Genomic DNA, 24,640 nt, shown 5'->3' on the forward strand with positions numbered 1-24,640 from the left:
CCGTCGTCATCCTCCGCCTCGTCGCCAACCAAAAAAGCTGACGACCATAGATGACCCGGGGGTGGTCCCCGATTAGGCGCCGATCACCGAGTCAGGTGGGCACCACTTGCACGCCGAAACACACCTTGCTGCTCGTGCGGAGGCCATACGGAGGCGAGCGGCCTCCTGCTGTTCCTCTGTCATCGTCCGTCGCGCGAGGGGATTGATGCCCATGCGGAAGGGCCAGAGGGTGCATCCGGTAGCGACGCACTTGCGGGCTTCGGTCCTGTCGCCTCCGCAACAGTCGATGCACTTGGACCTCACGGCACCTAATACGGAATTAGAGATGTGGCCGAGGGCGTGAAGGTCCGCTGTGTCCATCTGGCGAGGATCGCGGCCAATGATTTCCCCTGATGCCGTTTCTAGGCCGAGAGGGATGGCGGGGGTGTTTGCAATATTGAGGTTGGTCATTCTGATTGATTTCAAGATTGGGGATTGAAGGTGTGGGCGTGTGCGTGGCTGGGGGAGCGAGGACCTGGAGGGTGCTTCAAGACTCCCTGAGCGCGTTGAGGTGCCTTCCGCTACGTGGGTAGCTTGAGGGCGTGTGAAGGCGCTCAGGGAGTCTGAAATCTAGCTCAGGGGCGTGTGGGCTATGCGGCTAGGGGCATAGCTTGGATTTCGCTCGGAGCTTCCGCAATCCATTTGCGTACCCACTCACGGCCGCACTTGGTCGTCACGCCGAACTTTCGACCTAAGGCCGCGCCGGAGCATCCGGTCATCAGCCAGTATCGTCGAGCTTCGTCCCTTCGCTCCTGCCCGCGCTCGGCGGTGGTCATGCTCTTGTGGACGGTAGGATGAAGGGCTTCCAGATGGCTACGCCGCACACAGGCCCTGTTCCCGCAGAGGTGGTGAACCTCCCATCCGAGAGGGATCGAGTCTTCTCCGTGTTTGGACATGTAGCTGAGCCTATGCGCTGGTATGTGGCGAGACCCGCCCGATGCCGGGACGTTGAGTTGGACGTATCCGGTGGGGCCGCGGAAGTGGCTAACGATCTCAATACAGCCTGTCCCCATCTTGGGGTTAGGGACACGCTCGAATGCAAGCTGCTTTCGCCACAGACTGTGAGGCGAGCGAGCGACAACGATCATCGCTTGATCCTCGCCAGTTCCGCCCTGATCGCAGCGGCGCGGGCAGCTTCAACAGGACCAAGCATCCCGAGGTCACTGTCCCTGACAGGTCTTGGCTGACTTATGGTTCCTATAGGCTCGTTGGTGTGAGCGCCTGAGGGCGGTTGAGTAGTGGTCATTGTAATATTCTACGTTGTGGGCCTCCTGCCCCGGCCTGTGTTCGACACAGAGCAGGCGCGGGAAAACCCGTATGGATTGATGAAACTGGCGCAGACAGCCGAGCCTAGACCCGAAGCCTAAGCCAGTTCCGATGATGTTGATTGCCCGAGGTCACGGAGGCCCACGCTGTAGCTCGAAAGCAGCGATCCGGTGCCCATACCCTTGCGGGTTCTAAACGGAGGAACACATTCCGTAGCTGCGCAGGAAGCTAACCTCGGGCGCGATCCACACGCCCCACCGAACTTACAACCCTTGCGGGCGGGTGGCTCTTGATAAACATCTTCATATCGAAGTCAGAAGCTTGCGCAAGCGATTTTGGCAAAAATTGAGATATTTTTCTCGTATTTTCAAACTGTTAGTTCGGCAATCGGATATTAGATCCGTTGAGTCTTCTCGATTTTCAACGAGTTATGCAGGGTGGGGCACGATGTTTACCCCTCCCAAAAGGGCGTTTCGGTTAGGCTTCGGGGTGAGGGAGCCAAGTCACGGCACTGAAGCGGCGTTGCTGCGACTTCCCCCCTTATAAGAGGGATTTATTTCGAAACCGACACAAGTCTTTAGTTTCAATGAGTTGCTAAGAAGCCAGAAAATCCACTTGCGGATAATGCTCTACATTCGGTGCATTATTGTGGATTTCGTGCCCTTCAGCATCGCTTTGGCGCTGGAACCGACCGGGGACGCGGGGGTTTCTTTTCAATCAAACGCAGGACCCGCAGACGCGGAAGGTCGCTAAGGGACTGCGCCAATCACAATTCAGTCACAAGGCTCGGGGATTGCCAGTCTAAGTGTCTCGCGCTACCAAGATGGCTGAGCCGATCAAGGCTTTGGAAACACTGGTTTTCAGGACTGAAGGTTCTGCTGAGTTTGGTGCCTGCTCGCCTTCGGAGGGCAGCGCTCTATCCAGCTGAGCTACGGGTGCGGGCCGCGTGCGACTAGCAGAGCGTGGGCGCGATTGCCAAGCGCAATGTCGTCGCTTCCGATCAGGCCGTCGCGGGATCGGCCAAAGCCGGGTTCTGCGGCGCATCCTCCTGCGGTGCTTCGTCGGCGTCGAGATCGGGGTAGGGGCCCAGCAGCAGGAACAGCAGCATCGTGCCGAGACAGGCGGGGATCTGCGCCCAGAGCACGATGTCGTAGCTCTTGGTCACGTCGTAGATGTGGTTGGCCAGGACCGGGGCGATGCCGTTGCCGAACAGCATCAGGCCGTTCATCGTGCCGAACAGCGCGCCGAAGCTCTTCAGGCCGAAATGCCGCGCGGCGAGATAGGCGCAGCAGTCGACCTCGGTGCCGACCGCGAGGCCGAGGATCAGGCAGGCCACGGCGGCGACGGCGGGGCCCGGGAAGGCCAGCAGCAGCAGCACCGTCACCACGGGCATGGCCGTGCTCGCCGCCGCGACCTTGGCCGCGTCGAACCGGTCGAGCAGGAAGCCGCCGACGATGCGCCCGGTGATCGAGCCGAGGCCGAGCAGGCCGGCGATGCCCGCGGCGCCCGCGGGGGTGAGGTCGCGCGCGATCAGCACGGGCACGAGGTTGGTGGTCAGCGCGCAGATCGTCACCGAGAACAGCAGGGTGGCGCCGGCAAGCTTGAGGAAGCGCGGCTGGGTGAAACCCTCGCGCGCCGAGACACCCTGGACCTGGCGCGGGGTTTCGACCGGCGCGCCGGCCTTGCCGCCCTCGGCCGGCATGCGGAACAGTAGCCAGGTGACGGGGAAGGTGAGCGCGGCACCGATCACCCCGAGGCCGACATAGGCCTGGCGCCAGCCGTAGTGCTCGACCAGTCCGTTGGTCAGCGTCGGCACGAAGGCCGCGGCAATGCCGGTGCCGCAGAGCGCGATGGCGAGCGCGATGCCGCGATTGCGGTCGAAATAGCCGTTGATCGCCTTGGTCCAGACCGTCGGCAGGATCAGCATGTTGCCCGCGCCGAGCAGGATCCACAGCAGCCACCAGGATTCGATGCTGGTCGCCTGTGAGAGCATGGCGAGGCCGAAGGCGAAGACGAGGATGCCCGCCAGCGCGATGCGGCGCGGCCCGACCTTGTCGATCGCGAGGCCGACCAGCGGCGCCGCCACCAGCGCGATCGTCGAGATGATCATCAGCCCCAGCGAGGTCTGCGCACGCGCCCAGCCCATCTCGCGCTCGAGCACGGGGATCATCACCCCCAGCGAATAGCCGTGGGTCGAGCAGAGCATGATGCCGATCATGCAGGGCGGCAGGATCCGCCAGTTCTGCCGCAGCTCGCCGAAGCCCGGCCGCGCGCCGTCGATCGCCATCACACTCTCTCCGAATATCTCGTTTTCTCGCGCCAATTGACCGCGCTTTGTCGCGGCGCGCAAGTGCGCGAGCCGCGGTTTTAGCGATTTGGCAAGCAAGAATGCCTAGGTCGAACGGTCATGGACGCGACTCCGATCAACTTCCATTCGGCCACGCCGCTCGGTGCGCCGCTGTTCGGTCAGCTTGGCGCGCTTTCCGATGTCGCCGCACAGAAATGGATCGCGCTGCACGATGCGGCGGCGGTCGTCGCGGCGCTCGCCGGGGTGGCGCCCGAGACGCCGACCGCGGCGCTCACGGGCTTCGCCGTGGCGATCGGCCAGGCGCCGCACTGGCGCCGCGAGCTTGCGGTTCAGGGCATCGAGGACCTCGCTGCGATCATGGAGCCCGGCCTCTCGGCGCTGATCGCGGTCCAGGCCGCGCGCGGCGATGCGGCCGCGCCGGCCCATGCGCTGTGGCTCGAATTCACCGCCGCGCGCGACGCGCTGCTGACGCTCGCCCTGCCGCTAGACTGAGCCCACCCTCTTTTCAGGTTCGTGTTATGTTCCTATGAAGGGGCATGGCCGAATCCGATTCTCCGCTCGCCTCCTCGTTCGATCGCATTGCCGCCGAGGCCAACTCGGCTGGCAGCGAGGGCAATCGATTGGGGGAGGAACGCCGTGCCCTGGCCGTGGCGCGTGGGATCTGCCGGCTGTTCGCGCGCAACGAGACCTGGTGCCTCGCGGAAATGCCGCTGCGTTGCGGTCGCCGGGCCGACCTGATGGGGATCGACGCCAAGGGCCGCATCACCATCGTCGAGATCAAGGTCAGCCGCGCCGACCTGCTCGGCGACGGCAAGTGGCCCGACTATCTCGACTATTGCGACCGCTTCTACTGGGGCCTGCCGCCCGAGCTCGATCGCGCGCCGCTCGACACGCCTTCGTTCCTGCCCGAACGCTGCGGCGTGATCGTCGCCGACGGCTATGACGCGGAAATCCTGCGCCCCGCGGCATTGGTCCCGCTGGCCGCCGCGCGACGCAAGGTCGAGACCGAACGCCTGGCGCGCACCTCGCTGCGGCGGCTCGTCACCGGTGCCGACCCGTACACGGGGCAGTGGGGTTTCGAGGGCTAGCGTTTCCCCATCCGGCGTTCATGCCGATCTGCTAGTCTGCCGCTGCCGCGACCGGCGGGAGGGATGGCGATGCCGACGCTTTGGACCCGCATGTTCTGCCTGATCTTGCTGGTTGCCCTGTCGGGCAGCTCGGGCAGCGGTGCTGGTCCCAGCGCTGCGGCGATCGAGCCGCAGGTGCAGCAATGTCTCGATCGGGGGTGGCGGCGCGAGGTCGTCCGGATCGGCGATACCGCGCGCGAAGTGCTGTGGCAGGGGCCGCCGGGGGCCTGGCGCAAGGGCGCGATCCTGGTCCTGCACGGCGGCGGCGGCCGGCATTTCCAGTTCTGCGTCGCCAATGCGCGCGTGGTCGCGCCGCAGGTCCGGTTCGGCGACCTGGCCGTGGCCCAAGGTTTCGCGGTATTCCTGATCGATTCCACCGACCGCGTCACCGACGCGCAGGGACGGGTCTGCGGCAAGATCTGGGACGACGAGGTCCGTCCGCGCGCCAATCTCGATCTGCCGTTGATCGGACACGTCCTGCGCGGTGCGATCCCGCGGCTGCGTCCCCCCGGCTCGGCCCCGGCGATCTTCGTCACCGGCCTCTCGTCCGGCGGCTACATGACCGTGCGGGCGGCCACCCATTTCAATGGACTCGTCACCGCCTTCGCACCGGTATCGAGCGGCGATCCCTATGGCTGGCATCGGGTCTGCGAACCGGGGCTGACCGCCCGCACCAAGGTGCATGGCACCGGCTTCGACAACGAGACCGGCAAGCAGATCGTCGAACCGCGATCGTGCCAGGCGGAAGACTATCCCGCGGAAGCGCGCTGGGACGATGGCGGCGCTGCCAGCAAGCCGCGCTTCCGGCTGTTCCGTCACGAGAACGACGGGGTGAACGATGCCTCGTGCGGGGAGAAGGTGGAGCGGCTGCTGCGCCGGCACGGCTATCCGGGGGAAGCCGATTTCCTGCTGCGCGGCGGGCGGCGCAGCCTGCTCAACCATCTGTGGCAGGATGCCTATAACCAGCCGATTCTCGACTTCTTCTCCGCGCGGGTCAGCGCTCGCTAGCCGGCGCACGTTCCGCGGCGGGATTGCCGATGCCGCTATCTGTGCCCTTGGCGACGTGGTCGGCGACCCAGGCGCCGCGCTCGCCCAGCGGCCGCTCGGGGCCGCGCGTGGTGTCGCGCGCGGTCTGGTGCTCGAGCTCCGAATTGAGCTCGGCGCCGAAGATCAGGATGTAGCTCGACAGGTAGAGATAGGTCAGCAGAATCACCACGGCGGCAAGCGAGCCGTAGGTCGCGTTGTAGTTGCCGAACTTGCCGACATAGAGCCCGAAGCCCAGGGTCAGCAGGACGAAGGCCAGGGCGAACAGGACCGAGCCCGGGCTCAGCCAGCGCCAGCGTGCGCGGCGGCGCGAGGGACCGAAGCGATAAAGCGTCGCCGCCACGGCCGCGGCCAGCATGGCCAGGAACAGGTGCGCGGCGATCTTCGAGAGCACCACCGCCAGCGAGGCCGGGATGAAGGCCTCGACATAGGCGAAGACCGCGATCGACATCATCGCCACGACCGCGCCGATCACCGCGCAGACGGTGATCGCCAGGGCCAGCAGGTTGACCTTGATGAAGCCGCGCTTCTCCTGCTCCTCGTAGGCGATGTTGAGCGCGGTGACGATCGCGCTGGCGCCGTTGCGCGCGCCGTAGAGCGCGACCGCGAGCGCGATGACCACGCCCAGTCCCTTCTTGCCTTCGGAAGTGTGGACGACTTCGAGCAGTTGCGTGGCAACCAGCTTGGCGACGTCGGCGGGGATCACCGTCATCATCGCGGTCATGTCCTCGAGCACGGTCTGCGGATCGGCGAGCAGGCCATAGGTCAGGACGATCGCGCCGAGCAGCGGCACCAGCGCCAGGAAGCCGTAGAACGATACGCCCGCGGCGATCAGCCCGACGTTGTCGGCATCGGCTTCCTTCCACGTGCGCACGAGCACCTGCTTCCAGGCGGCCAGCGGCATCTGCCAGGGTGAAGTGGCATCGCGGCCCGTGCTCGGCATGCTGGTCAAGTCGCTCGCTCCTGTCTGTCGTCAGACAACGGGAGGCTTGCGCCAGGGTTCCGTACGTGTTGCTGGTGAAGGCGGAGGAGAGCCATGCCGTCACGCCGCGAAATCATCCGCATGACGCCCGAAGAGGTGCGCAGCTACCTGTCCGGGCAGCGCCGGATCGTGCTCGTCACCATCGGCCCCGACGGCATGCCGCATCCGCTGCCGATGAACTACGGGCTCGACGCCGAGGGGCGGGTGCTGATCACCAGCTTCCGCAAGAGCCAGAAGGTCAAGAACCTCGAACGCGATCCGCGCGCGACCCTGCTGGTCGAGAGCGGCGAGGCCTATGCCGAGCTCAAGGCGGTCGTGCTCCATTGCGAGGTCGAGCTGATCACCGATCCCGATGCCATCGCCACGTTCATGCGCGAGGTCCGCGCCGATACCGCGATGTCGGACAGCCTCAGCACCGAGATGAGCGCGCAGGTCCGCGCCTCGCTGACCAAGCGCGTGGTCTTGCGCTGCACGCCCTTCCGCACCGTGAGCTGGGATCACGGCAAGCTCGACGGCTTCTACTGAGCCCCGATCGAGCGTCGCCGGTCTTCGAGTGCGCGCAGCAGCGCCTGCTTCTCGCGCACCGGGAGCATGGCCCAGTCGGCGATCTCGTCGAGCGTGCGCAGGCAGCCTTCGCACCAGCCGGTCGTGGGAGCGATGCGACAGACGCCGGTACAGGGCGAGCGGGGCTGGTGCGCGTACATCGCCGGCAGCCTAGCACTTCCAGGCTCGCCAGCCGTTAACTACTCCGCGTAATTTTCTTGCTTTTTGCCGCAATGCACACTAACTGGCCCGTCAGCAACCGGCGCGCGAGCCCTTTCTCGCCGCAATCCGGCGCAGCGTGAGGTCCGCGTCTCCCCGCAGGACCGCCCGGCTTAGCGGTTGTACGTATTGCTAGACGCTTCCTTCGTCACGCAGGGTCGCAAGTGAACGAACCCTTGCTTCGCGCCGCGGCCATAGCCCGGCGCGCACGCGCAATTTGAAAGATTTTCATGTCCTATTTCACCGAACTTGGTCTGGCCGAGCCCATTCTCCGCGCGCTTGGCACCAAGGGCTATTCCGATCCCACGCCGATCCAGCGCCAGTCGATTCCGGCGCTGCTCGAAGGCCGCGACATCCTCGGCATCGCGCAGACCGGCACGGGCAAGACCGCAGCCTTCTCGCTGCCCTCGCTGCACCGTCTCGCGCAGAACCCGCAGCCCCGCAAGAACGCCTCGTGCCGCATGCTCGTGCTGTCGCCGACGCGTGAGCTGGCGGCGCAGATCGCCGACAACATGCGCGGCTATGCCAAGTATCTCGACATCTCGGTCCAGTGCGTGTTCGGCGGCGTGCCGATCGGCAAGCAGTCGCGCGCGCTCGTCGGGGGTACCGACGTGCTCGTCGCCACCCCCGGCCGCCTGCTCGACCTGATCGACCAGCGCGCGCTGACCCTGCGCAACGTCGAGATCTTCGTGCTCGACGAGGCCGACCAGATGATGGACCTCGGCTTCATCGTGCCGCTCAAGCGCGTTGCCAACCTGCTGCCCAAGGATCGCCAGAGCCTGTTCTTCTCGGCGACGATGCCGCAGTCGATCGCCGATCTCGGCAAGCAGTTCATCAACAATCCGGTGCGCGTCGAAGTGGCGCCGCAGTCGACCACGGCCGAGCGCGTCGAACAGTACATCGTCCACATCAACCAGTCCGAGAAGCAGGCGCTGCTGACGATCTCGCTGAAGAAGGGCTTGGCCTCGGGCGAGATCGACCGTGCGCTCGTCTTCACCCGCACCAAGCACGGCGCCGATCGCGTCGTGCGGCACCTGCACGCTGCCGGCGTGACCGCCGCGGCGATCCACGGCAACAAGAGCCAGGGCCAGCGCACCGCCGCGCTGGGCGCCTTCCGCAAGGGTGACTGCCCGGTGCTGGTGGCGACCGACATCGCTGCGCGCGGCATCGACGTCACCGGCGTCAGCCACGTCTTCAACTTCGAGCTGCCCAACGTGCCCGAACAGTACGTCCACCGCATCGGCCGCACCGCGCGCGCCGGCGCCGATGGCGTCTCGGTCAGCTTCTGCGCGCCCGACGAGAAGCCCTACCTGCGTGACATCGAGCGGCTGACCAAGGTCAAGCTGACCCCGACGCCGCTGCCCGAGAGCTTCCTCGCCGAAGCCGCCAAGCTGCCCGCACCCTCGCGCAAGCCGGCCGAGCAGGCGCAGGACGCCCGCCGCGAGGAGCGCGACGCGCGCGGTCGCGGTGGCCCGCAGGCGCGTGGTCGTCAGGGCCAAGATCGCAGCCGCAACAACAACCAGAGCCGCGGCGGCCAGGGCCGTGACGGCCAGTCTCGCGACCAGCATGCGCGCAACGACCGCCAGGCCCCGCGCGAGCGCGGCCCGGTGTTCAACCCGCTGGGCAACGAAGGCCGCGGTTCGGTCGACAACCGTCAGCCGCGCCCCGACGGCGATCGCCGTCCGGCGCGGACCGATGGTGACCGTCGCCCGCAGCGCGCCGAGGGCGATCGTCGCCCGCCGCGTCCCGAGGGCGAGGGCGGCCAGCGCAACTTCCGCCGTCGTGGCGGCGGTGGCGGTGCCCATCGCGGCCGCGTCAACGCCGGCTAACTTCCAGATCCTCCCCTGGAAGGGGAGGGGGACCGCCGCAGGCGGTGGAGGGGTGTCCCGGCAAGCGGTTACACCCCTCCGTCACCGCTTCGCGCTGCCACCTCCCCTTACAGGGGAGGATCGAATCGCGTATGGCCGGCACGATGTATGAACCTCTCGCCGCCGCGCTGCTTTCCGCGATCGCCATGACGGCGATCGTCGGTCTGCGCTATCTGGCGACGAGCGGCCTGTTCGCCTGGATTTCCCAGCGCGTGCGGCCCGGGATCTATGCCGGGCTCGGCCCGCAGATGCGACGCGAGGTGGCCTGGTCGCTGGCCTCGGCGGCGATCTACGGCCTGCCCGCGGGCGTGGTCGCCTGGGGCTGGCAGGCGCATGGCTGGACGCGCATCTACACCGATCCGCAAGCCTTGCCGCTGTGGTGGCTGCCCGCTTCCTTCCTCCTCTACCTGCTGCTCCACGATGCCTGGTTCTACTGGACCCATCGCTGGATGCACCGGCCCGGCCCGTTCCGGCTGGCGCATGCCGTCCACCACGCGAGCCGTCCGCCGACGGCCTGGGCGGCGATGAGCTTCCACCCGATCGAGGCGCTGACCGGCGCCGTGGTGATCCCCGCACTGGTCTTCGTCGTGCCGATCCACGTCGGCGTGCTCGGTCTGGTGCTGCTGACCATGACGGTGATGGGCGTGACCAATCACATGGGCTGGGAGATGTTTCCGCGCTGGCTGGTCCATTCGCGCCTCGGCCACTGGCTGATCACCGCCACCCACCACCAGCGCCACCACGACGAGTATCGCTGCAACTACGGCCTCTACTTCCGGCACTGGGACCATTGGTGCGGCACCGACAAAGGCCTGGCAACGGACTGAATTTGCTACCCTGGACATGTCGCGAGGGGTTGCGGCTGGGGGGGGGGCCGCCTAACCGCGAAGGGTGGCCGATATCGAACCGCCCATTCCGACGACTCTGCGCGACCGGCTGATGCAGCCCGGCGGAGCGCTGGCGCCGTTCAAGTCGCAGTCGTTCCGCATGATCTGGTTCGCCAACCTGTCTTCGGCGCTGGGCTCGACGATCCAGTCGGTCGGCGCCGCCTGGCTGATGACCGCGCTGACCAAGTCGCACATCCTGATCGCGACGGTCCAGGTCTCGACCACGATCCCGATCATGCTGCTGGGCATCTTCGCCGGCGCCATCGCCGACAATTTCGAGCGTCGCCGCATCATGCTGATCGCGCAGGTCGGCATGTTCGTCGCCGCCGTGCTGCTCGCGCTGCTGACCTGGGCCGAACTGATGACGCCGGCGCTGCTGCTGGCGCTGACCCTGGCGGTCGGCACGGGTACGGCGCTCAACTCGCCGGCCTGGCAGGCATCGGTGCGCCAGCAGGTGGGCACGCGCGACCTGCCGCAGGCGATCTCGCTCAACACCATCGCCTTCAATCTCGCGCGCAGCGTCGGTCCGGCGCTCGGTGGCCTGCTGATCTCGCTGTGGAACAGCTCGGCCGCCTTCCTGGTCAATGCGATCTGCGTGATGGTGATGATCCAGGTGCTTCTGCGCTGGCGCCCCGAGGGCGCCGTGCCCGAGCGCAAGCCGATGCTGCCCGCGATCGCCATCGGCCTGCGCTTCTGCGCCCATTCCAAGCCGATCCGCCGCATCCTGCTGCGCGGCATGATCATCGGCTTCGGCGTCGCCGGCTATCAGGCGCTGGTGCCCGCCGTGGTGCGCGACCGGCTCCACGGCAGCGAGATCGACTTCGGCCTCATGCTCGGCCTGTTCGGCATCGGTTCGATCCTGGCCGCGCTGTTCATCGGCAAGGCGCGCCAGCGCTGGGGCACCGAGTCCGTGCTGACCCTGGCGACCCTGGCCTTCGTCGCCGCGCAATCGGTGCTCGGCTCGGCCCATTCGCTGACCGAGGCGCTGCCCGCGACCTTCCTCGCGGGGGCCGCCTGGGTCGCCTCGCTGACGACGATCAACGTCGCCATGCAGATGCGCTCGCCCGAGGAGATCATCGGCCGCTGCCTGTCGATCTACCAGGCGATCACCTTCGGCGGTATGGCGCTGGGGTCCTGGGTCTGGGGCGCGCTGGCCGACGTCAAGGACCTGCCTTTCGCCCTGCACGCAGCCTCGGCCTTCCTGCTCGTGACGCTGGTCCTGATGCGCCTGTTCGCGCCCATGCCCCAGCCGCACGAGGGGCGTGTCGGCTAAGACCAAAATCGCACAAAGTGCCGGCGCGACTTAACCGGTAATTTACCATGTTGCGCCACTACTGCCTCCACTGGGGCAGTAGGGAAGGCCAGATGGATACTTTGCGCGGTCGTTTGGATGGTGGTCAGCCGTACGGCGAACCTTACGATTCGAACGACGACGACATCGGTCGCGATCTGCCCCCGGCCGCGGTCGGCCAGGACGAGCGGCGCATGCAGGTGCGCGCCTACAACTTCTGGGCGTCGATGCTCGACGATCGCACGTTTCCGTCGGTCTCGCAGCTCGATCTCGACAATCTGCCCGATTTCGGCCCCAACAGCGTGCTGCTCGATTTCACCGACGGCATCGAAAATCCCGGCATCCGCTTCCTTGGCGCCAAGCTCGCCGAGGAATGCGATGCCGAAGGTCCGATCACGCATCTCGCCGACGTGCCGCGCCGTTCGCTGCTGTCGCGGATCACCGATCACTACATGCAGATTCTCGCCAACCAGGCGCCGATCGGATTCGAGGCCGAATTCGTCAATCAGCGCGGCGCGACGATTCTCTATCGCGGCATCCTGCTGCCTTTCGCCGACAACGAAGATGCGATCGACCACATCTACGGCGCGATCAACTGGAAGGAACTCGCCGACCAGAAGACCACCGACGAACTGCTGCTCGAGATCGACCAGGTGCTCGAGGCCGTGCCCGAGATCGCGCTGTCGGCCTCGCCGCTGACCGCCTGGGCCGATGGTCCGGCCGACGATTCGGGTGTGCTCGATCTGGTCACGCCGTTCGAGCCCGAAGATTCGCTGGTCGAATGGCCCGAGCCCGGTTTCGGCAGCCTAGCTTATGCGGTGGCCGAAGATGCGCCGCTGCCCGCAGACGATGCCGACGACATGGAGCTGGCCGACTGGCTGGCCTCGGCGCGCGAACTCGCCGAACGCGCCCGCGTCAGCGAGGACCGTTCGCACCAGGCGCTCTATGCGGCGATCGGTCGTGCCTACGATTTCGCGCTCGCCGCCGCGGCCGAGCCCGACCAGCTTCAGGACATGCTCGAGGACGCCGGCCTCAAGGCGCAGCAGCGTGCGCCGCTCACGCCGGTGGTCAAGCTCGTCTTCGGCGCCGACTACGACAAGACCCGCCTGGCCGAATATGCCTCGGCGCTCGGCTATGCGCAGCGTCTCGACCTGCCGCGCGGCACGCTCGCCGCGCATCTGGCTGAAGCGCCGGGCGGTCTCAAGGGCGTGGTCGCGGGCGAACGCCGCCTGCGCCGCGAGGAAGCCGGCAAGCTCGTCACCCCGCGTGAAGCGCCGCGCAAGGCGCTCCAGCGCAAGCTGCGCAATATCGCGCACCAGCCGCTCGCCGAGGTTTCGGCCCAGGGCAGCGAATTCACCCTGCTCGTCGCACGCCGCCTCGACAGCGGCGAGGTCGTCCTGCTCGGCGAAGTGAGCGACGACCTGTCGCTGCTCGAACGCGCCGCGAACAAGCTGGTCGCCTAAACCCGCTCACCCCAGAGCGACGGCGTTCATCTTGTTGCCGTCGGGATCGCGCCAGTAGGCGCAATACATGCCGTTGGCGCGCGGTCCCGGGGCACCCTCGTCGGTGCCGCCGTTGGCCAGCGCGGCGGCGTGGACGCGATCGACCATGGCCGCGTTCTCCGCGCCGAGAGTCGCCATCACGCCATTGCCCCAGGTCGCCGGCTCGCCGTTGTAGGGCAGGGTCGCGGCGAAGCCGATGCCGGTGCCCGGCTTAGACCAGTAGATCGCGGTGTCGGTCGCATGGCTGCGCGCGGCGCCGAGTGCTTCGGCGATGGCATCGTAGAACGTGCCGGCCTTTTCGAGATCGCGCGTGCCGAAGCAGACGTGGATGATCATGAACCCCTCCTAGAGCGGCTGGCACTGCTCCTGTAGCCAGCCTTTGGCCTCACCATCGACCAGCGGCCCGACGACTTCAAGCACGCGGGCGTGATAGGCGTTCCACCAGGCCACTTCATCGCCCGTGAGGAGTTTGCGGTCGACCAAGGCGCGCTCGATCGGCACCAGGGTCAGCGTCTCGAAGCCGAGGAATTCTCCCTCGGCGCCGGCGATTGTGCGCTCCTCGACGAGGATCAGGTTCTCGATGCGGATGCCGTATTCGCCGGTCTTGTAGTAGCCGGGCTCGTCCGAGAGGATCATGCCGGGCAGCAGTTCCTGCTCGGTGCCGGCCTGGCCGCCCGCGCCCTTGGCGATGCGCTGCGGGCCTTCGTGGACCGAGAGGAAGCTGCCGACGCCGTGGCCGGTGCCGTGCTGGTAGTCGAGCCCGACCTGCCAGAGGAACTGGCGCGCCAGGCTGTCGAGCTGGCTGCCGCGCGTGCCCTTCGGGAAGACCGCCGTGGCCAGCGCGATCATGCCCTTGAGCACGCGGGTGAAGCGGTCCTTGACCTCGGCTGGCGCTTCTCCCGGACCCACCCAGACGGTGCGGGTGATGTCGGTCGTGCCGTCGGGATACTGGCCGCCCGAATCGAGCAGGAAGACGCTGCCGGGTTCGAGCTTGCGGTTGGTCTCCTCGCTCACGCGGTAGTGCACGATCGCGCCGTTGGGCCCGGCGCCCGAGATCGTGTCGAACGACAGGTCGCGCAGGTCGCCGGTGTCGCGGCGGAACTGGTGCAGCCGCTCGGCCGCGGCAATTTCGTCGACCCCGCCCTTGGGGCCTTCGACCGACAGCCAGTGGAGGAAGCGCGATTCGGCGGCACCGTCGCGCGCCTGGGCGGCGCGATGCCCGGCCTGCTCGACCGGGTTCTTGCAGGCCTTGGGCAGGATGCAGGGATCGCGCTGCTCGACGATTTCGGCGCCGGCGGCTTCGAGCGCACCGAAGATCGCCTGGACCGCATTGTCGGGATCGACCGCGACGCGCTTGCCCGAGAACTCTCCCAGCGCCGCGACGAAACCGTCGCGCGGGGCGATGCGCACGGCATTGCCCAGGTGCGCGCGCAGTTCGGGAGTGACCTTCTCGTCGGCGATGAACAGGTCGGCCGTGCCGTCGGCATGGACCACGACGTAGGACAGCGCCACCGGCGTCCGCTCGACGTCGGTGCCGCGCAGGTTGAGCAGCCAGGCGATCGAATCGAGCGCCGAGATCACCGCGGCGTCGAGCTTCTGATCGGCCAGCCATTCGGAGACGGCGGCGCGCTTGGCCTCGCTCGCCTCGCCGGCGAAGCGGTCGGCATGGACCAGCGCCGGCGCGGCCGAGGGGGCAGGGCGGTCCTGCCAGATCGCGTCGATCGGATTGCTCTCGACCGCGACCAACTCGCCGCCCTTCTCGGCCAGCGCCTTGCGCGCGGCGGTGACCCAGCCCTTGCCGTGCAGCCAGGGATCGTAGGCGATCCTGGCGCCCGCGGGGGCATGTTCGCCGAGCCACTTGGCGACGCTGGTCGAAGGCACGTTCTCGTAGGCGTAGAACCGCCCGTCGACCTGGTCGCGGACCTGCAGAGTATAGCGCCCGTCGACGAACATCGCCGCGGCCGGCGCCAGCGACGGGTCCGCTAGCACCACGGCGGTGCCCGCTGAGCCGCCGAAACCGGTCAGCCAGGCGAGCCGCTGGGCATAGAGGCCGACATATTCGCTCATGTGCTCGTCCGAGATCGGCACGACGAAGCCGTCGAGGCCCCGTTCCTTGAGCTCGCGGCGCAGCGCGTCGAGGCGCTGTTCGTGGGTATTCATCAGCATGGGGAAGAGGTCCGGCTTGATAGCGTCATCGTGCAAACATAGATGCAGGCGATGGCCAATTCCACCCAGACACCGTCCGCCCCGCCCGTCGCCGCGAAAAAGCCGCACAGCTTCACCCATCACGGCCTGACCGTCACCGACGACTACGCCTGGTTGCGCGATCCCGGCTACCCGACGGTGACCGACAAGGAGGTGCTCGCGCACCTCGAGGCCGAGAACGCCTGGTTCGAGGCGCGGATGGAACCGCACAAGCCCCTGGTCGACACGCTGTTCAAGGAAATGCGTGGTCGCATCAAGGAAGCCGACAAGTCGGTGCCGCAGAAGGACGGCGACTGGCTCTACTGGATCGAGTTCGAGGACGGCGCCGAATACAAGAAGTGGTGGCGCAAGCCCGTTTCAGGCGGGGCCGACGAACTGATCCTCGACGAGGTCGCGCTGGCCGAGGGCAAGGAATACTTCCGCCTCGGCGCGCTGTCGGTCAGCGCCGACGGCAAGCTGCTCGCCTATGCGATCGACGACAACGGTTCGGAGCGCTTCACCGCGCGGATCAAGGATCTGACGACGGGCGAACTGCTGCCCGACGAGATTCCGGGCACCTTGTCGGCGCTGGTCTGGGTCGCGCAGGACAAGGGCCTCGTCTATTCGCTGGCCAACGAGAACTGGCGCACCGACAACGCAAGGCTGCACTGGCTGGGCCAGCCGCTCGCCAGCGACGTCGAGCTCTACCATGAGGATGACGAGGGTTTCCGCGTCGGCTCGTCGCTCTCGGCCAACGAGAAGTGGCTGATCGTCTCGGCCTCGGACCACGAGACCAGCGAGGTCCGGTTGATCCCCGCCGCCGATCCGCTGTCTGGCCCGATCCTGGTCAAGCCGCGCGAGAAGGGCGTCGAATACGATGTCGATGAGCGCGACGGCGTGCTCTACGTCCATGCCAACGACACCCACGAGAACTTCCGCCTGGCGACGGCACCGCTGGCCGCACCCGGCGAATGGACCACGGTGATCGCGGGTTCGGACGAGTTCTACCTGACCGGGTTTGACCTCTTCGCCGATTTCTACGTGATCGAGGGCCGCCGTGCCGGGCTCGATCAGATCGAGCTGCGGCATTACGACGATCCCGCCTATGTTCAGCCGATCAAGTTCCCCGAGGCCAGCTATTCGGCGGGACTCGCCGACAATCCCGAATGGGCGGTCGACCGCCTGCGGCTGTCCTACGAGTCGATGGTCAGTCCGGCGACGGTCTACGACTACCACCTCGCCGACAAGAGCCTCGAAACGCTCAAGGTCCAGGAAATCCCCTCGGGCTACGACGCGTCGCTCTACCGCACTGAGCGGCTCGAGATCACCGCGCGCGACGGCACGGCGATCCCGGTCAGCGTGGTCATGCGCCGCGACCGGCCGGAAGGCGGGCCGCTCTATCTCTACGGCTATGGCGCCTATGGCATCTCGATCGATCCGGGCTTCTCGACCGCGCGGCTGAGCCTGGTCGATCGCGGCTTCGCCTATGCCATCGCGCATATCCGCGGCGGCGACGATCTCGGCCGGGCCTGGTACAAGGCGGGCAAGCTCGAACGCCGGACGAATACCTTCAACGATTTCGTCGACGTCGCCCGCGACCTGATCGCACGCGGCCATACCCAGGCCGGCAAGATCGCCATCGCCGGCGGCTCGGCGGGCGGCGAGCTGATGGGCGCGGTGATCAACCAGGCGCCCGAGCTGTTCGGCGCGGTCGCGGCGCATGTGCCCTTCGTCGACGTGCTGGCGACCATGCTCGACGAGAGCCTGCCGCTGACGCCAGGCGAATGGCCCGAATGGGGCAATCCGATCGAGGACAAGGCCGCCTTCGACCTGATCCGATCCTACAGCCCCTACGATCAGGTCACGGCCCAGGCCTATCCGCCGCTGCTCGTCACAGCCGGGCTCAACGATCCGCGCGTGACCTATTGGGAGCCGGCGAAATGGGTCGCCAAGCTGCGCGAGCTCAAGACCGACGGCAACGAGCTGTTGCTCAAGACCAACATGGGCGCGGGCCACGGTGGCAAGTCGGGCCGCTTCGAGTCGCTGCGCGAGACCGCCGAGGAGTTCGCCTTCATCCTCTGGCAGCTCGGGGTGGAAGCTTGAGCAACCGCCACAGCCTGACCTTCACCGCCGCGCCCGAGCACATCGACGTGATGGGCCACGTCAACAATGCGGTCTGGGTGCAGTGGATGGAGGCGCTCGCGACGGCGCACTGGGAGGCCGATGCCGCGCCCGAGCACCTGGCGTCCTATGCCTGGGTCGTGACCCGGCACGAGATCGACTATCGCGGCAACATCAAGCAGGGCGAAAGCGTGGTCGCGGAAACCTTCATTCCCGACCCGCCGAGCGGAGCGAAGTTCGATCGGCGGATCGATTTCCGCAACGAAGCCGGAAAGGTGATCGTTTCGGCGCGGTCGACCTGGGCCATGATCGATCTGAAGAGCGGGCGCCTGATGCGCGTGCCGGCAGAGGTCGCAGCACCCTTCATGCCGGAGTGATCAGGCCGCGCGGGGCCTGAGACCGCCGAAGCTCTGCATCTTCTCGCGCATCGTGCGGTTGCGGCCGGCGTCCTTGGCTTCGTAGAGTAGGCGGTCGCAATGGCCGTAGAGCACGTTGAATTCGGCGCGCATCGCGTCGTCGTCGGGCATTTCGACCAGTCCCATCGAGGCGGTGACCATGCGGTCGAGCCCCGGAATCTGCGCGGCGATGCGCGTGGCGATCGCCTGGCGGCGGCGCTCTGCCCGGTTCACCACGTCGACGCCGCGCAGCAGCAACAGGAATTCCTCGCCGCCGAGACGGATCGCGCGCGTGTCGACGTCGGGTTCGAGCGCTTCGGCCGCGGCGCAGAGCACGGCGTCGCCGGTGACGTGGCCGTAGGTGTCGTTGACCGACTTGAACTTGTCGAGGTCGATCACCGCCATCGCGCGATAGCCCTCGGCGCGCAGCGTTTCGAAACGGGTTTCGAGGCCGCGGCGGTTGAGCAGGCCGGTCAGCGGATCGCGCTCGGACTGTTCTTCGATGATGCGGATTTCGGCCACGGCGAGGTCGCGCTCGCGGCGGATCGAGAGCAGGCGATCGAACACGCCGAGCGAGGTGATGACCACTTCGAGACCCAGCGCATAGTGTTGCGCGACGAGCATCTCGATCGGTCCGTCGGTCAGGCCGAGGGCCGAGCCGATGCGCACCGCCGCGGTCACCATGACCGGCAGCCAGGCGGCGGCCTGGTAATAGACCGCGCGGCTGCCGCGGCGCCAGGCGACCAGCATGACCCAGACGAACAGGCCCATCGGCGGCAACAGCGAGGCCAGATAGAACGGCGCGACATAGGGGCGCAGGTCGCCGCTGACGAAGAGGTAGACCAGGGTCACGGGCAGCATCCACAGGCCGACGCAGCGCAGCAGCCGGCGCTGGATCGGGTCGAGCTTGCCTGGTTCGATGAGGTCCGCCGAGAAGGCCGAGGCCGCGGCGATCCCGCCCGCGACCGAGAAGGCCGAGGCGAGGCTGAGCTGGACGATGTCGAGCGTCAGGAAACGGTTGATCAGCCCCGAGGTCACCAGGGTGTGGATCAGCATGCAGGCGGTGGCGAGCACGTGCCACAGCAGGAAACGTTCGCGCAGCACGCGGAAGAAGGCGAAGTTGAACAGCAGCGGCATGCACAGCATCCCGCAGAGCCCGGCGATCAGCAGTTCGTGCGACAGCGAAACGCCATCCGAAGCACCGGTCAGCTTGGCGAAGGAGAGCATGCCGGTGTGGCGTGCCCCCTCGATCTCGACGACGACCGTGGCGATCGGCCCGGCGATCCGTGGCAGGTCGGCCGACAGCATCCAGTCGTCGGTGGACGGCGTCACCTCGCGCTCGGTGAGCTGCCGGCTGGCCGTGGTGCCGTCGCGCCCGATCACGGTCAGGCGCATCGTGGTGAACCGCGTCAGGCGGGTGGTGAACGCCGTGGGCGTTTCGCTGCTTTCGCTAAGGTCGAAGCGGACGAAGTTCCTGGCCGATGCGACCGACCAGCCCGCGGTCGTGCAGTTCCAGCGCGCGGGATCCTGGGCGATCGCCGTATAGGTTTCGGTCGCATTGCCGTTGGCGTGGCAGGTGGAGCCTGCTGGCGATCCGTCGGCCCATGCCGGCTGTGCCGCCGCGAGGCCCAGGGCCGCGACGATCCACAGCAGAAACAGACGTATAGGCCCCCAATCCATTTCGGAGGGGTACCCGCACGCTGCTCAAGAACGGGTTAACTGTATACGACTTTGGACTAAAAAACTTCGGCGAGCGGTTTGAAGTCATATCCGAGTTCGCGCGCGACGGCCTCGTAGGTGACATGCCCGGCGTGGACGTTGAGCCCCGCGGCGAGATGCGGATTGGCGCGGAGCGCGCCCTGCCAGCCGCGCTCGGCGATTTGCAGGACATGCGGCAAGGTGACGTTGTTGAGCGCATAGGTGCTCGTTCGGGCGACGGCGCCCGGCATGTTGGCGACGCAATAGTGGACGATCCCGTCGACCACGAAAGTCGGGTTGCTGTGCGTGGTCGGATGACTGGTCTCGAAGCAGCCACCCTGGTCGATCGCGACGTCGACCAGCACGGCACCGGGCTTCATCGTGCCGAGCATGTCGCGCGTGACCAGCTTGGGCGCGGCGGCGCCGGGCACCAGCACCGCGCCGATCACCAGGTCCGCCTCGGCGACCGAGGCGGCGAGATTGGCCTTGTTCGAGAAGCGCGTCTTGGCGCGCGCCTCGAAATGGATACCAAGCCGTTCGAGCGCTTCGGGATCGCGATCGAGGATCGTGACGTCGGCGCCCATGCCCACCGCGACCTGCGCGGCGTTGAACCCGACCACACCGCCGCCGATCACCGCGACCTTGCCGGGCAGCACGCCGGGTACGCCGCCGAGCAGCACGCCGCGCCCGGCATGCTCCTTCTGCAGCGCCGTGGCGCCGGCCTGGACCGACATGCGCCCGGCCACCTGGCTCATCGGCTTGAGCAGCGGCAGGGCATTGTTCGGTCCGGTCACGGTCTCGTAAGCGATCGCGGTCACGCCCGAGCGCACCAGATCCGCGGCCTGTTCGGGATCGGGCGCGAGGTGGAGATAGGTGAACAGCACCTGGCCTTCGCGTAATTGCGCGCGCTCGCCGGGCTGCGGCTCCTTGACCTTCACCACCATTTCGCACCCGGCAAAGATCGTCTTCGCATCGGGGGAGATCGTCGCGCCCGCGGCCTCGTAGTCGCGGTCCGAAGCGCCGATGCCCAGGCCCGCACCGCTCTCGACCCAGACCTCGTGCCCGTGGCCGGTGAGCTCGCGCGCCGATTCCGGCGTCAGCCCGACGCGGTATTCGTGGTCCTTGATCTCGCGAACGGTGCCTACGCGCATGCGAATTCCTTTCAGCCGCTCCCTTCCCTTACATGGGCAGAGCCGCGTCCGGGTTCAATCGCGGCGGTTTAAGCCGTGAAGCGCGCGCGGTCGATCGTCAGTGGGCGCCGGTACGAGGGATCGCCGCGATCGCGCGTCGCGGGGACATAGGCGCTGTTGCCGGCGTTGCCCTCGGGGCCCCAGATCTCGTCGCGCACTTCGACCACGCAGACGCGTTCGGCGATCGCCCAGCGGCCCTCGCGGCGCTCGAAGCGGTCGAGATAGCGGCCGCTCGAAATGTTGTACCAGGGCGGTGCGCGGTTGAGGCAGCGGAACAGGTAGTAGCTTTCGGTGTGCGCGACGTCGCCGTCGAGCTCGCAGCGATGGTTGGTGATGTGGTGCTGGGTGAATTCCTGGTGCGTCTCGTGCATCTTCAGCACGACGTCGGCGAAGTCCGCGACCGGGCCGACGAAGGTGCTGCCGTGATCGTCGATCGCATCGGGATGATAGGCCGACAGCAGCATGTCGCGATCGAGCCGGTCAATGCCGCGGCAATAGCGCATGACGCAGTCGTAGATCTCGTGGCGGTCTTTCATCTCGCGCGCGATCGCGGCGGCTTCGGCATCCATGGCCTCTCTCCCTCATTTGTTTCGGAGAGTTAGCCACGGCTCCGGCGATGCCGCCAAGGCCAATCGCGCCGGCGTGCGATGCTCATCCGGCATAGGTCGAGAGCAGGCGTCGATCGAACCGCCATTCGGCCGGCCAGGCGCCGCTGGTCACCGCGTCGGTCCATTCTTCGAAGATCACGTGCTCGACCTCGTTGTAGGTGCTGCGCGGTACGCGCCAGAGCGGTTGGACCGCATAGAGCACGGTGCGGTCCAGCGCGGGATCGGTCACCGGCACGGCAACGAGTTCGCCGCTCGCCAGCTCGTCGCGGCAGAGCAGCGGCGGCAGCACCGTGTAGCCGGCGCCGGCCGCGACCACCTGCTTGGCGAGATCGACCGAATCGACCTCGCTGGTGACGACGAAGCGGGCCTCGCTGCGCGCGGCGAGCTTTTCGAGCAGCGTCGGCAGGCTGTCGGGCGCGCTCGGCAGGATCAGCGGGAAATGCTCGAGCTCGGTGAAGGGCAGGCTGTCGCGTCCCGCCAGCGCCGATCCGGGCGCGCCGACCAGCCATAGCGGCTCGCGCAGCACCTCGCTGCGGAACACGCGATTGTCGGGGGTGACGCCGGTCAGCACGGCAATATCCACGAGGCCGCGCAGCAGGTCGGCGGCGAGGCTGGCCGAATCGCTCTCGACGAAGCGCAGCTTGAGGTTGGGCAGTTCGCGCGACAGCCGCAGGAACAGCCGCGGGCCCAGCACCTGCATGACGCCGGGCGGCAGGCCCATGGTGAAGGCCACGTCGACGCGCGCACCGAACGAGCGGACGTTCTTGAGCGCGAGGTCGAGCTGCGCGAGCGGATGGTCGAGCGCCTCGCGCAGGTATTCGCCTTCCTCGGTCAGCTGCATGCCCTTGGGCACGCGGCGGAACAGCTTCACCCCGAGCTCGCTTTCGAGCAGCTGGATCTGCCGCCCGAGCGCGGGTTGGGCGACGCCGAGACTGCGCGAGGCGCGGCCGAGCGAGCCTTCGCGCGCGGTCTGGAGGAAATAGCGGAGTCGGCGCAGTTCCATGCCAGGGGCATATCAGTCAGGCATGGCTATGCCACGGATATTGTAGTGGCGGCATGGGTAGCGCGCGCGCATCCTCGCTCTCGACGATCCGGCCGAAGCCGGACGCTGGGAGATTTGGGATGGCCACGTCAGCCGAGTACAACCTGGGCGAGCATGCCTTTCCGCGCGGCTGGTTCGTCGTCGCGAACAGCAGCGAGATCGACGGCGCGCGGCCGCTGAGCGCGCGCTATTTCGGCGAGGACGTCGTGCTGTTCCGCGGCGCCAGCGGCGCGGTCGGCATGGTCTCGGCCTATTGCCCGCATATGGGCACGCATTTCGGCACGTCGAACCATTCGTACATCGTCAGCGCCGGGCTCAACGTCCAGGGCGAGGGGGTGCGCTGCCCGTTCCACGGCTGGCGCTTCAACCGCGAGGGCGTCTGCGACCACATCCCCTATTACGACGGTGCGATCCCGCAGGCGGCGCGGGTCAAGGCCTGGCCCGTGGTCGAGCGCTGGGGCGTGGTGTTCTGCTGGAACGATCCCGAGGGCGGCGAACCAGACTTCGATCTGCCCACGTTTCCCGAGTGGGACGATCCGGCCTATGTCCGCTGGCAGGGGCTCGACCATCTGGTCGACCTGCCGTGCCACCCGATCGAGGTGTTCGACAACAATTCGGACTATGCCCACCTCAACTACCTGCACGGCGGCAAGACGCTCTATTACGAGAACGAGGTCGACGGCGTGCTCTACCACCAGCGCCAGTCGGTGCTGTCCTACCGCGTCGATTTCGGCGAGGAATGGCAGCGGCATCCCGGGGTGACGCCGGCCTGGGACGAGCAGGGCCAGCAGCCGCTGTCGACCGACAACGCCTATCACGGCGTCGGGCTCAACGCTGCGCGCTTCTTCGAGCTCGAGGCGGCCGAGCTGATCGCGGCGACGCCGATCGACGACGGTTCGTGCCGGCTCTGGCAGGGGGCCTTGGTGCGCGCGCCGGGCGGCGTGGTCGACGATGCCGCGCGCGAGCGGGCGCGGATGCTCAACCAGATGTTCGGCCAGGGGCTGGGTCTCCACGACGGCGAGATCTGGCAGACCAAGCGCGCGGCGACGCGGATCATGCAATTGCCCACCGATGGCCCCTTCGGCCAGGCGCGGATCTGGTACAGCCAGTTCTTCAACCCGCGCGCGCGGGCGCAGGAGATCGTCGCGCGCGTCACCGGGGTGCATCGGGTTAAGGGTGTTCCCGGCGCGCCGGCTGCCCAGGCGGCGGAGTAGCGCCTATCCCCAGGCGGGAATATTCTCGGGCGGCGATCTGCGGAAGGTTCGCGCCGGGCGAAGGAGAGGCCTGTTGGACTATCGGGAACTGGGCCGCAGCGGCCTGACGGTGAGCGCATTCGGCTTGGGCGTGATGACCTTCGGCGGCCAGACGCCCGAGGCCGACGCGCTGCGCCAGCTCGACATGGCCTTCGACGCCGGCGTGACCCTGTTCGACAGCGCCGAGAACTATCCGATTCCGACCGGGCCCGAGACGCAGGGCCGCTCGGAAGAGGTGCTCGGCCGCTGGATCGCCGACAGGGGCCTGCGCGACAGGGTCGTGGTCGCGACCAAGGTGGCGGGGCCGGGCAATGCCGCGGGCGACATGACGCATATTCGCGGGGGCCAGCGCCGGCTCGACCGTGCCAACATCCGCCAGGCCTGCGAGGACAGCCTGCGCCGGCTCGGTACCGACCGGATCGATCTCTACCAGCTCCACTGGCCCGAACGCGCGGTGACGACGCTCGGCCGCTCGCGTTTTTCGCTGGTCGCCGACGCGCCCGGGCAGGTGGCGATCGAGGAAACGCTGGCGGCCCTCGGCGAACTCGTCGCCGAGGGCAAGGTCCGCGCGATCGGCGTCTGCAACGAGAGCCCCTGGGGCGCGATGCGGTTCCTCGCCGAGGCCGAGCGGGCGGGCTTGCCGCGGATCGCCGCGGTGCAGAACGGCTACAGCCTGCTCGATCGCTACTACGAACTCGGCCTCGCCGAGATCGGCCTGCGCGAGGGGCTGGGCCTGCTCGCCTATTCGCCGCTCGCGCGCGGGACGCTGACGGCGAAGTACCGCAATGCCGCGCCGGAAGGGCAGTCGGCCAGCTTCGCCGCGCGCATGCTCTCGGAGAACCGCAAGCACGCGATTGCCGCCTATGCCGATCTCGCCTCGGCGCACGGGCTCGAACCCGCGCACATGGCGCTGGCTTTCGCGCGGCAGCAGCCGTTCATGGGCGCCGTGCTCATGGCGGCAAGCTCGGTTGACCAGCTCCGCGACAACCTCCGTGCGGTCGACCTTTCGCTTCCCAAGGAGGTGATCCAGGCGATCAACGCGATCCACGACGCCAATCCCAATCCAAAATAAG

General features: G+C 67.3%; 22 protein-coding genes. 12 read left to right on the top strand and 10 right to left on the bottom strand.

Annotation, left to right across the window (positions count from 1 at the left end; genetic code table 11):
* Nucleotides 1–629: 629 nt before the first annotated feature.
* Together OLX23_RS25855 and OLX23_RS21695 are read right to left on the bottom strand one after the other, a co-directional pair.
* Nucleotides 630–1,127, bottom strand: a complete 498-nt coding sequence (locus OLX23_RS25855) for an HNH endonuclease signature motif containing protein (protein ID WP_413629925.1) — start codon at nucleotides 1,125–1,127, stop codon at nucleotides 630–632.
* Between the two features lie 1,178 nt (nucleotides 1,128–2,305).
* Entirely contained in the window at nucleotides 2,306–3,592 is a 1,287-nt protein-coding gene (locus OLX23_RS21695) for an MFS transporter (RefSeq protein WP_264447292.1), read from the bottom strand.
* 120 nt (nucleotides 3,593–3,712) lie between these two features.
* On the opposite strand from OLX23_RS21695, the gene OLX23_RS21700 reads away from it, so the two are divergent.
* From OLX23_RS21700 to OLX23_RS21710, 3 genes are all read left to right on the top strand, one after another.
* A complete protein-coding gene (locus OLX23_RS21700; RefSeq protein WP_264447293.1) occupies nucleotides 3,713–4,105 on the top strand; it encodes a hypothetical protein in 393 nt (130 codons plus the stop codon).
* A gap of 44 nt (nucleotides 4,106–4,149) precedes the next feature.
* On the top strand, nucleotides 4,150–4,701 hold the full coding sequence (locus tag OLX23_RS21705) for an MmcB family DNA repair protein (RefSeq protein WP_264447294.1): 552 nt from the start codon (nucleotides 4,150–4,152) through the stop codon (nucleotides 4,699–4,701).
* Between the two features lie 69 nt (nucleotides 4,702–4,770).
* Nucleotides 4,771–5,748 carry a hypothetical protein gene (locus OLX23_RS21710; protein ID WP_264447295.1) on the top strand — a complete coding sequence of 326 codons (978 nt, stop codon included), beginning with the start codon at nucleotides 4,771–4,773 and terminating at the stop codon, nucleotides 5,746–5,748.
* On the opposite strand, the gene OLX23_RS21715 is transcribed toward OLX23_RS21710, so the two are convergent.
* A complete protein-coding gene (locus OLX23_RS21715) occupies nucleotides 5,735–6,727 on the bottom strand; it encodes a YihY/virulence factor BrkB family protein (protein WP_264447473.1) in 993 nt (330 codons plus the stop codon). The genes OLX23_RS21710 and OLX23_RS21715 overlap by 14 nt on opposite strands.
* Nucleotides 6,728–6,820: 93 nt before the next feature.
* On the opposite strand from OLX23_RS21715, the gene OLX23_RS21720 reads away from it, so the two are divergent.
* Nucleotides 6,821–7,291: a pyridoxamine 5'-phosphate oxidase family protein gene (locus OLX23_RS21720; protein ID WP_264447296.1), complete on the top strand. Its 471-nt coding sequence runs from the start codon at nucleotides 6,821–6,823 to the stop codon at nucleotides 7,289–7,291.
* Here OLX23_RS21720 and OLX23_RS21725 read toward each other — a convergent pair.
* Complete coding sequence (locus tag OLX23_RS21725; protein ID WP_264447298.1) at nucleotides 7,285–7,470, bottom strand: DUF1289 domain-containing protein; 186 nt, start codon at nucleotides 7,468–7,470, stop codon at nucleotides 7,285–7,287. The two genes, OLX23_RS21720 and OLX23_RS21725, sit on opposite strands and share 7 nt — an antisense overlap.
* Before the next feature lie 288 nt (nucleotides 7,471–7,758).
* Here OLX23_RS21725 and OLX23_RS21730 point away from each other — a divergent pair, with 288 nt between their 5' ends.
* From OLX23_RS21730 to OLX23_RS21745, 4 genes are all read left to right on the top strand, one after another.
* On the top strand, nucleotides 7,759–9,357 hold the full coding sequence (locus OLX23_RS21730) for a DEAD/DEAH box helicase (RefSeq protein WP_264447299.1): 1,599 nt from the start codon (nucleotides 7,759–7,761) through the stop codon (nucleotides 9,355–9,357).
* Nucleotides 9,358–9,488: 131 nt separating this feature from the next.
* Complete coding sequence (locus OLX23_RS21735; RefSeq protein WP_264447300.1) at nucleotides 9,489–10,223, top strand: sterol desaturase family protein; 735 nt, start codon at nucleotides 9,489–9,491, stop codon at nucleotides 10,221–10,223.
* 64 nt (nucleotides 10,224–10,287) lie between these two features.
* Nucleotides 10,288–11,556, top strand: coding sequence for an MFS transporter (locus tag OLX23_RS21740; protein ID WP_264447301.1), 1,269 nt, complete (start codon nucleotides 10,288–10,290; stop codon nucleotides 11,554–11,556).
* 92 nt (nucleotides 11,557–11,648) lie between these two features.
* Complete coding sequence (locus tag OLX23_RS21745; protein WP_264447302.1) at nucleotides 11,649–13,037, top strand: hypothetical protein; 1,389 nt, start codon at nucleotides 11,649–11,651, stop codon at nucleotides 13,035–13,037.
* A 6-nt stretch (nucleotides 13,038–13,043) separates the two neighbouring features.
* On the opposite strand, the gene OLX23_RS21750 is transcribed toward OLX23_RS21745, so the two are convergent.
* Nucleotides 13,044–13,412 carry a VOC family protein gene (locus tag OLX23_RS21750; RefSeq protein ID WP_264447303.1) on the bottom strand — a complete coding sequence of 123 codons (369 nt, stop codon included), beginning with the start codon at nucleotides 13,410–13,412 and terminating at the stop codon, nucleotides 13,044–13,046.
* Between the two features lie 9 nt (nucleotides 13,413–13,421).
* Complete coding sequence (locus tag OLX23_RS21755) at nucleotides 13,422–15,236, bottom strand: aminopeptidase P family protein (protein ID WP_264447474.1); 1,815 nt, start codon at nucleotides 15,234–15,236, stop codon at nucleotides 13,422–13,424.
* A gap of 57 nt (nucleotides 15,237–15,293) precedes the next feature.
* Here OLX23_RS21755 and OLX23_RS21760 point away from each other — a divergent pair, with 57 nt between their 5' ends.
* Nucleotides 15,294–17,363 (top strand): S9 family peptidase, encoded by a 2,070-nt coding sequence (locus OLX23_RS21760; RefSeq protein ID WP_264447304.1) that lies wholly within the window; start codon nucleotides 15,294–15,296, stop codon nucleotides 17,361–17,363.
* Nucleotides 17,360–17,758 carry an acyl-CoA thioesterase gene (locus tag OLX23_RS21765; RefSeq protein ID WP_264447305.1) on the top strand — a complete coding sequence of 133 codons (399 nt, stop codon included), beginning with the start codon at nucleotides 17,360–17,362 and terminating at the stop codon, nucleotides 17,756–17,758. Before OLX23_RS21760 ends, OLX23_RS21765 begins: the two co-directional genes overlap by 4 nt.
* Here OLX23_RS21765 and OLX23_RS21770 read toward each other — a convergent pair whose 3' ends face one another.
* The 4 genes from OLX23_RS21770 to OLX23_RS21785 all read right to left on the bottom strand — a co-directional run bounded on the left by OLX23_RS21770 (nucleotide 17,759) and on the right by OLX23_RS21785 (nucleotide 22,275).
* Nucleotides 17,759–19,456, bottom strand: a complete 1,698-nt coding sequence (locus OLX23_RS21770; RefSeq protein WP_264447306.1) for a diguanylate cyclase — start codon at nucleotides 19,454–19,456, stop codon at nucleotides 17,759–17,761.
* A gap of 56 nt (nucleotides 19,457–19,512) precedes the next feature.
* Entirely contained in the window at nucleotides 19,513–20,625 is a 1,113-nt protein-coding gene (gene ald, locus OLX23_RS21775) for an alanine dehydrogenase (RefSeq protein ID WP_264447307.1), read from the bottom strand.
* A 68-nt stretch (nucleotides 20,626–20,693) separates the two neighbouring features.
* Entirely contained in the window at nucleotides 20,694–21,233 is a 540-nt protein-coding gene (locus OLX23_RS21780) for a nuclear transport factor 2 family protein (protein WP_264447309.1), read from the bottom strand.
* Between the two features lie 82 nt (nucleotides 21,234–21,315).
* Nucleotides 21,316–22,275 (bottom strand): LysR family transcriptional regulator, encoded by a 960-nt coding sequence (locus OLX23_RS21785; protein ID WP_264447310.1) that lies wholly within the window; start codon nucleotides 22,273–22,275, stop codon nucleotides 21,316–21,318.
* A 119-nt stretch (nucleotides 22,276–22,394) separates the two neighbouring features.
* Here OLX23_RS21785 and OLX23_RS21790 point away from each other — a divergent pair, with 119 nt between their 5' ends.
* Both OLX23_RS21790 and OLX23_RS21795 read left to right on the top strand, forming a co-directional pair.
* Nucleotides 22,395–23,528 (top strand): Rieske 2Fe-2S domain-containing protein, encoded by a 1,134-nt coding sequence (locus OLX23_RS21790; RefSeq protein WP_264447312.1) that lies wholly within the window; start codon nucleotides 22,395–22,397, stop codon nucleotides 23,526–23,528.
* 73 nt (nucleotides 23,529–23,601) lie between these two features.
* On the top strand, nucleotides 23,602–24,639 hold the full coding sequence (locus OLX23_RS21795; RefSeq protein ID WP_264447313.1) for an aldo/keto reductase: 1,038 nt from the start codon (nucleotides 23,602–23,604) through the stop codon (nucleotides 24,637–24,639).
* The last annotated feature ends 1 nt before the right edge of the window (nucleotide 24,640 follow it).

Origin of the sequence: Novosphingobium sp. JCM 18896 (genome assembly GCF_025938095.1) — a bacterium.
GTDB lineage: Bacteria > Pseudomonadota > Alphaproteobacteria > Sphingomonadales > Sphingomonadaceae > Novosphingobium.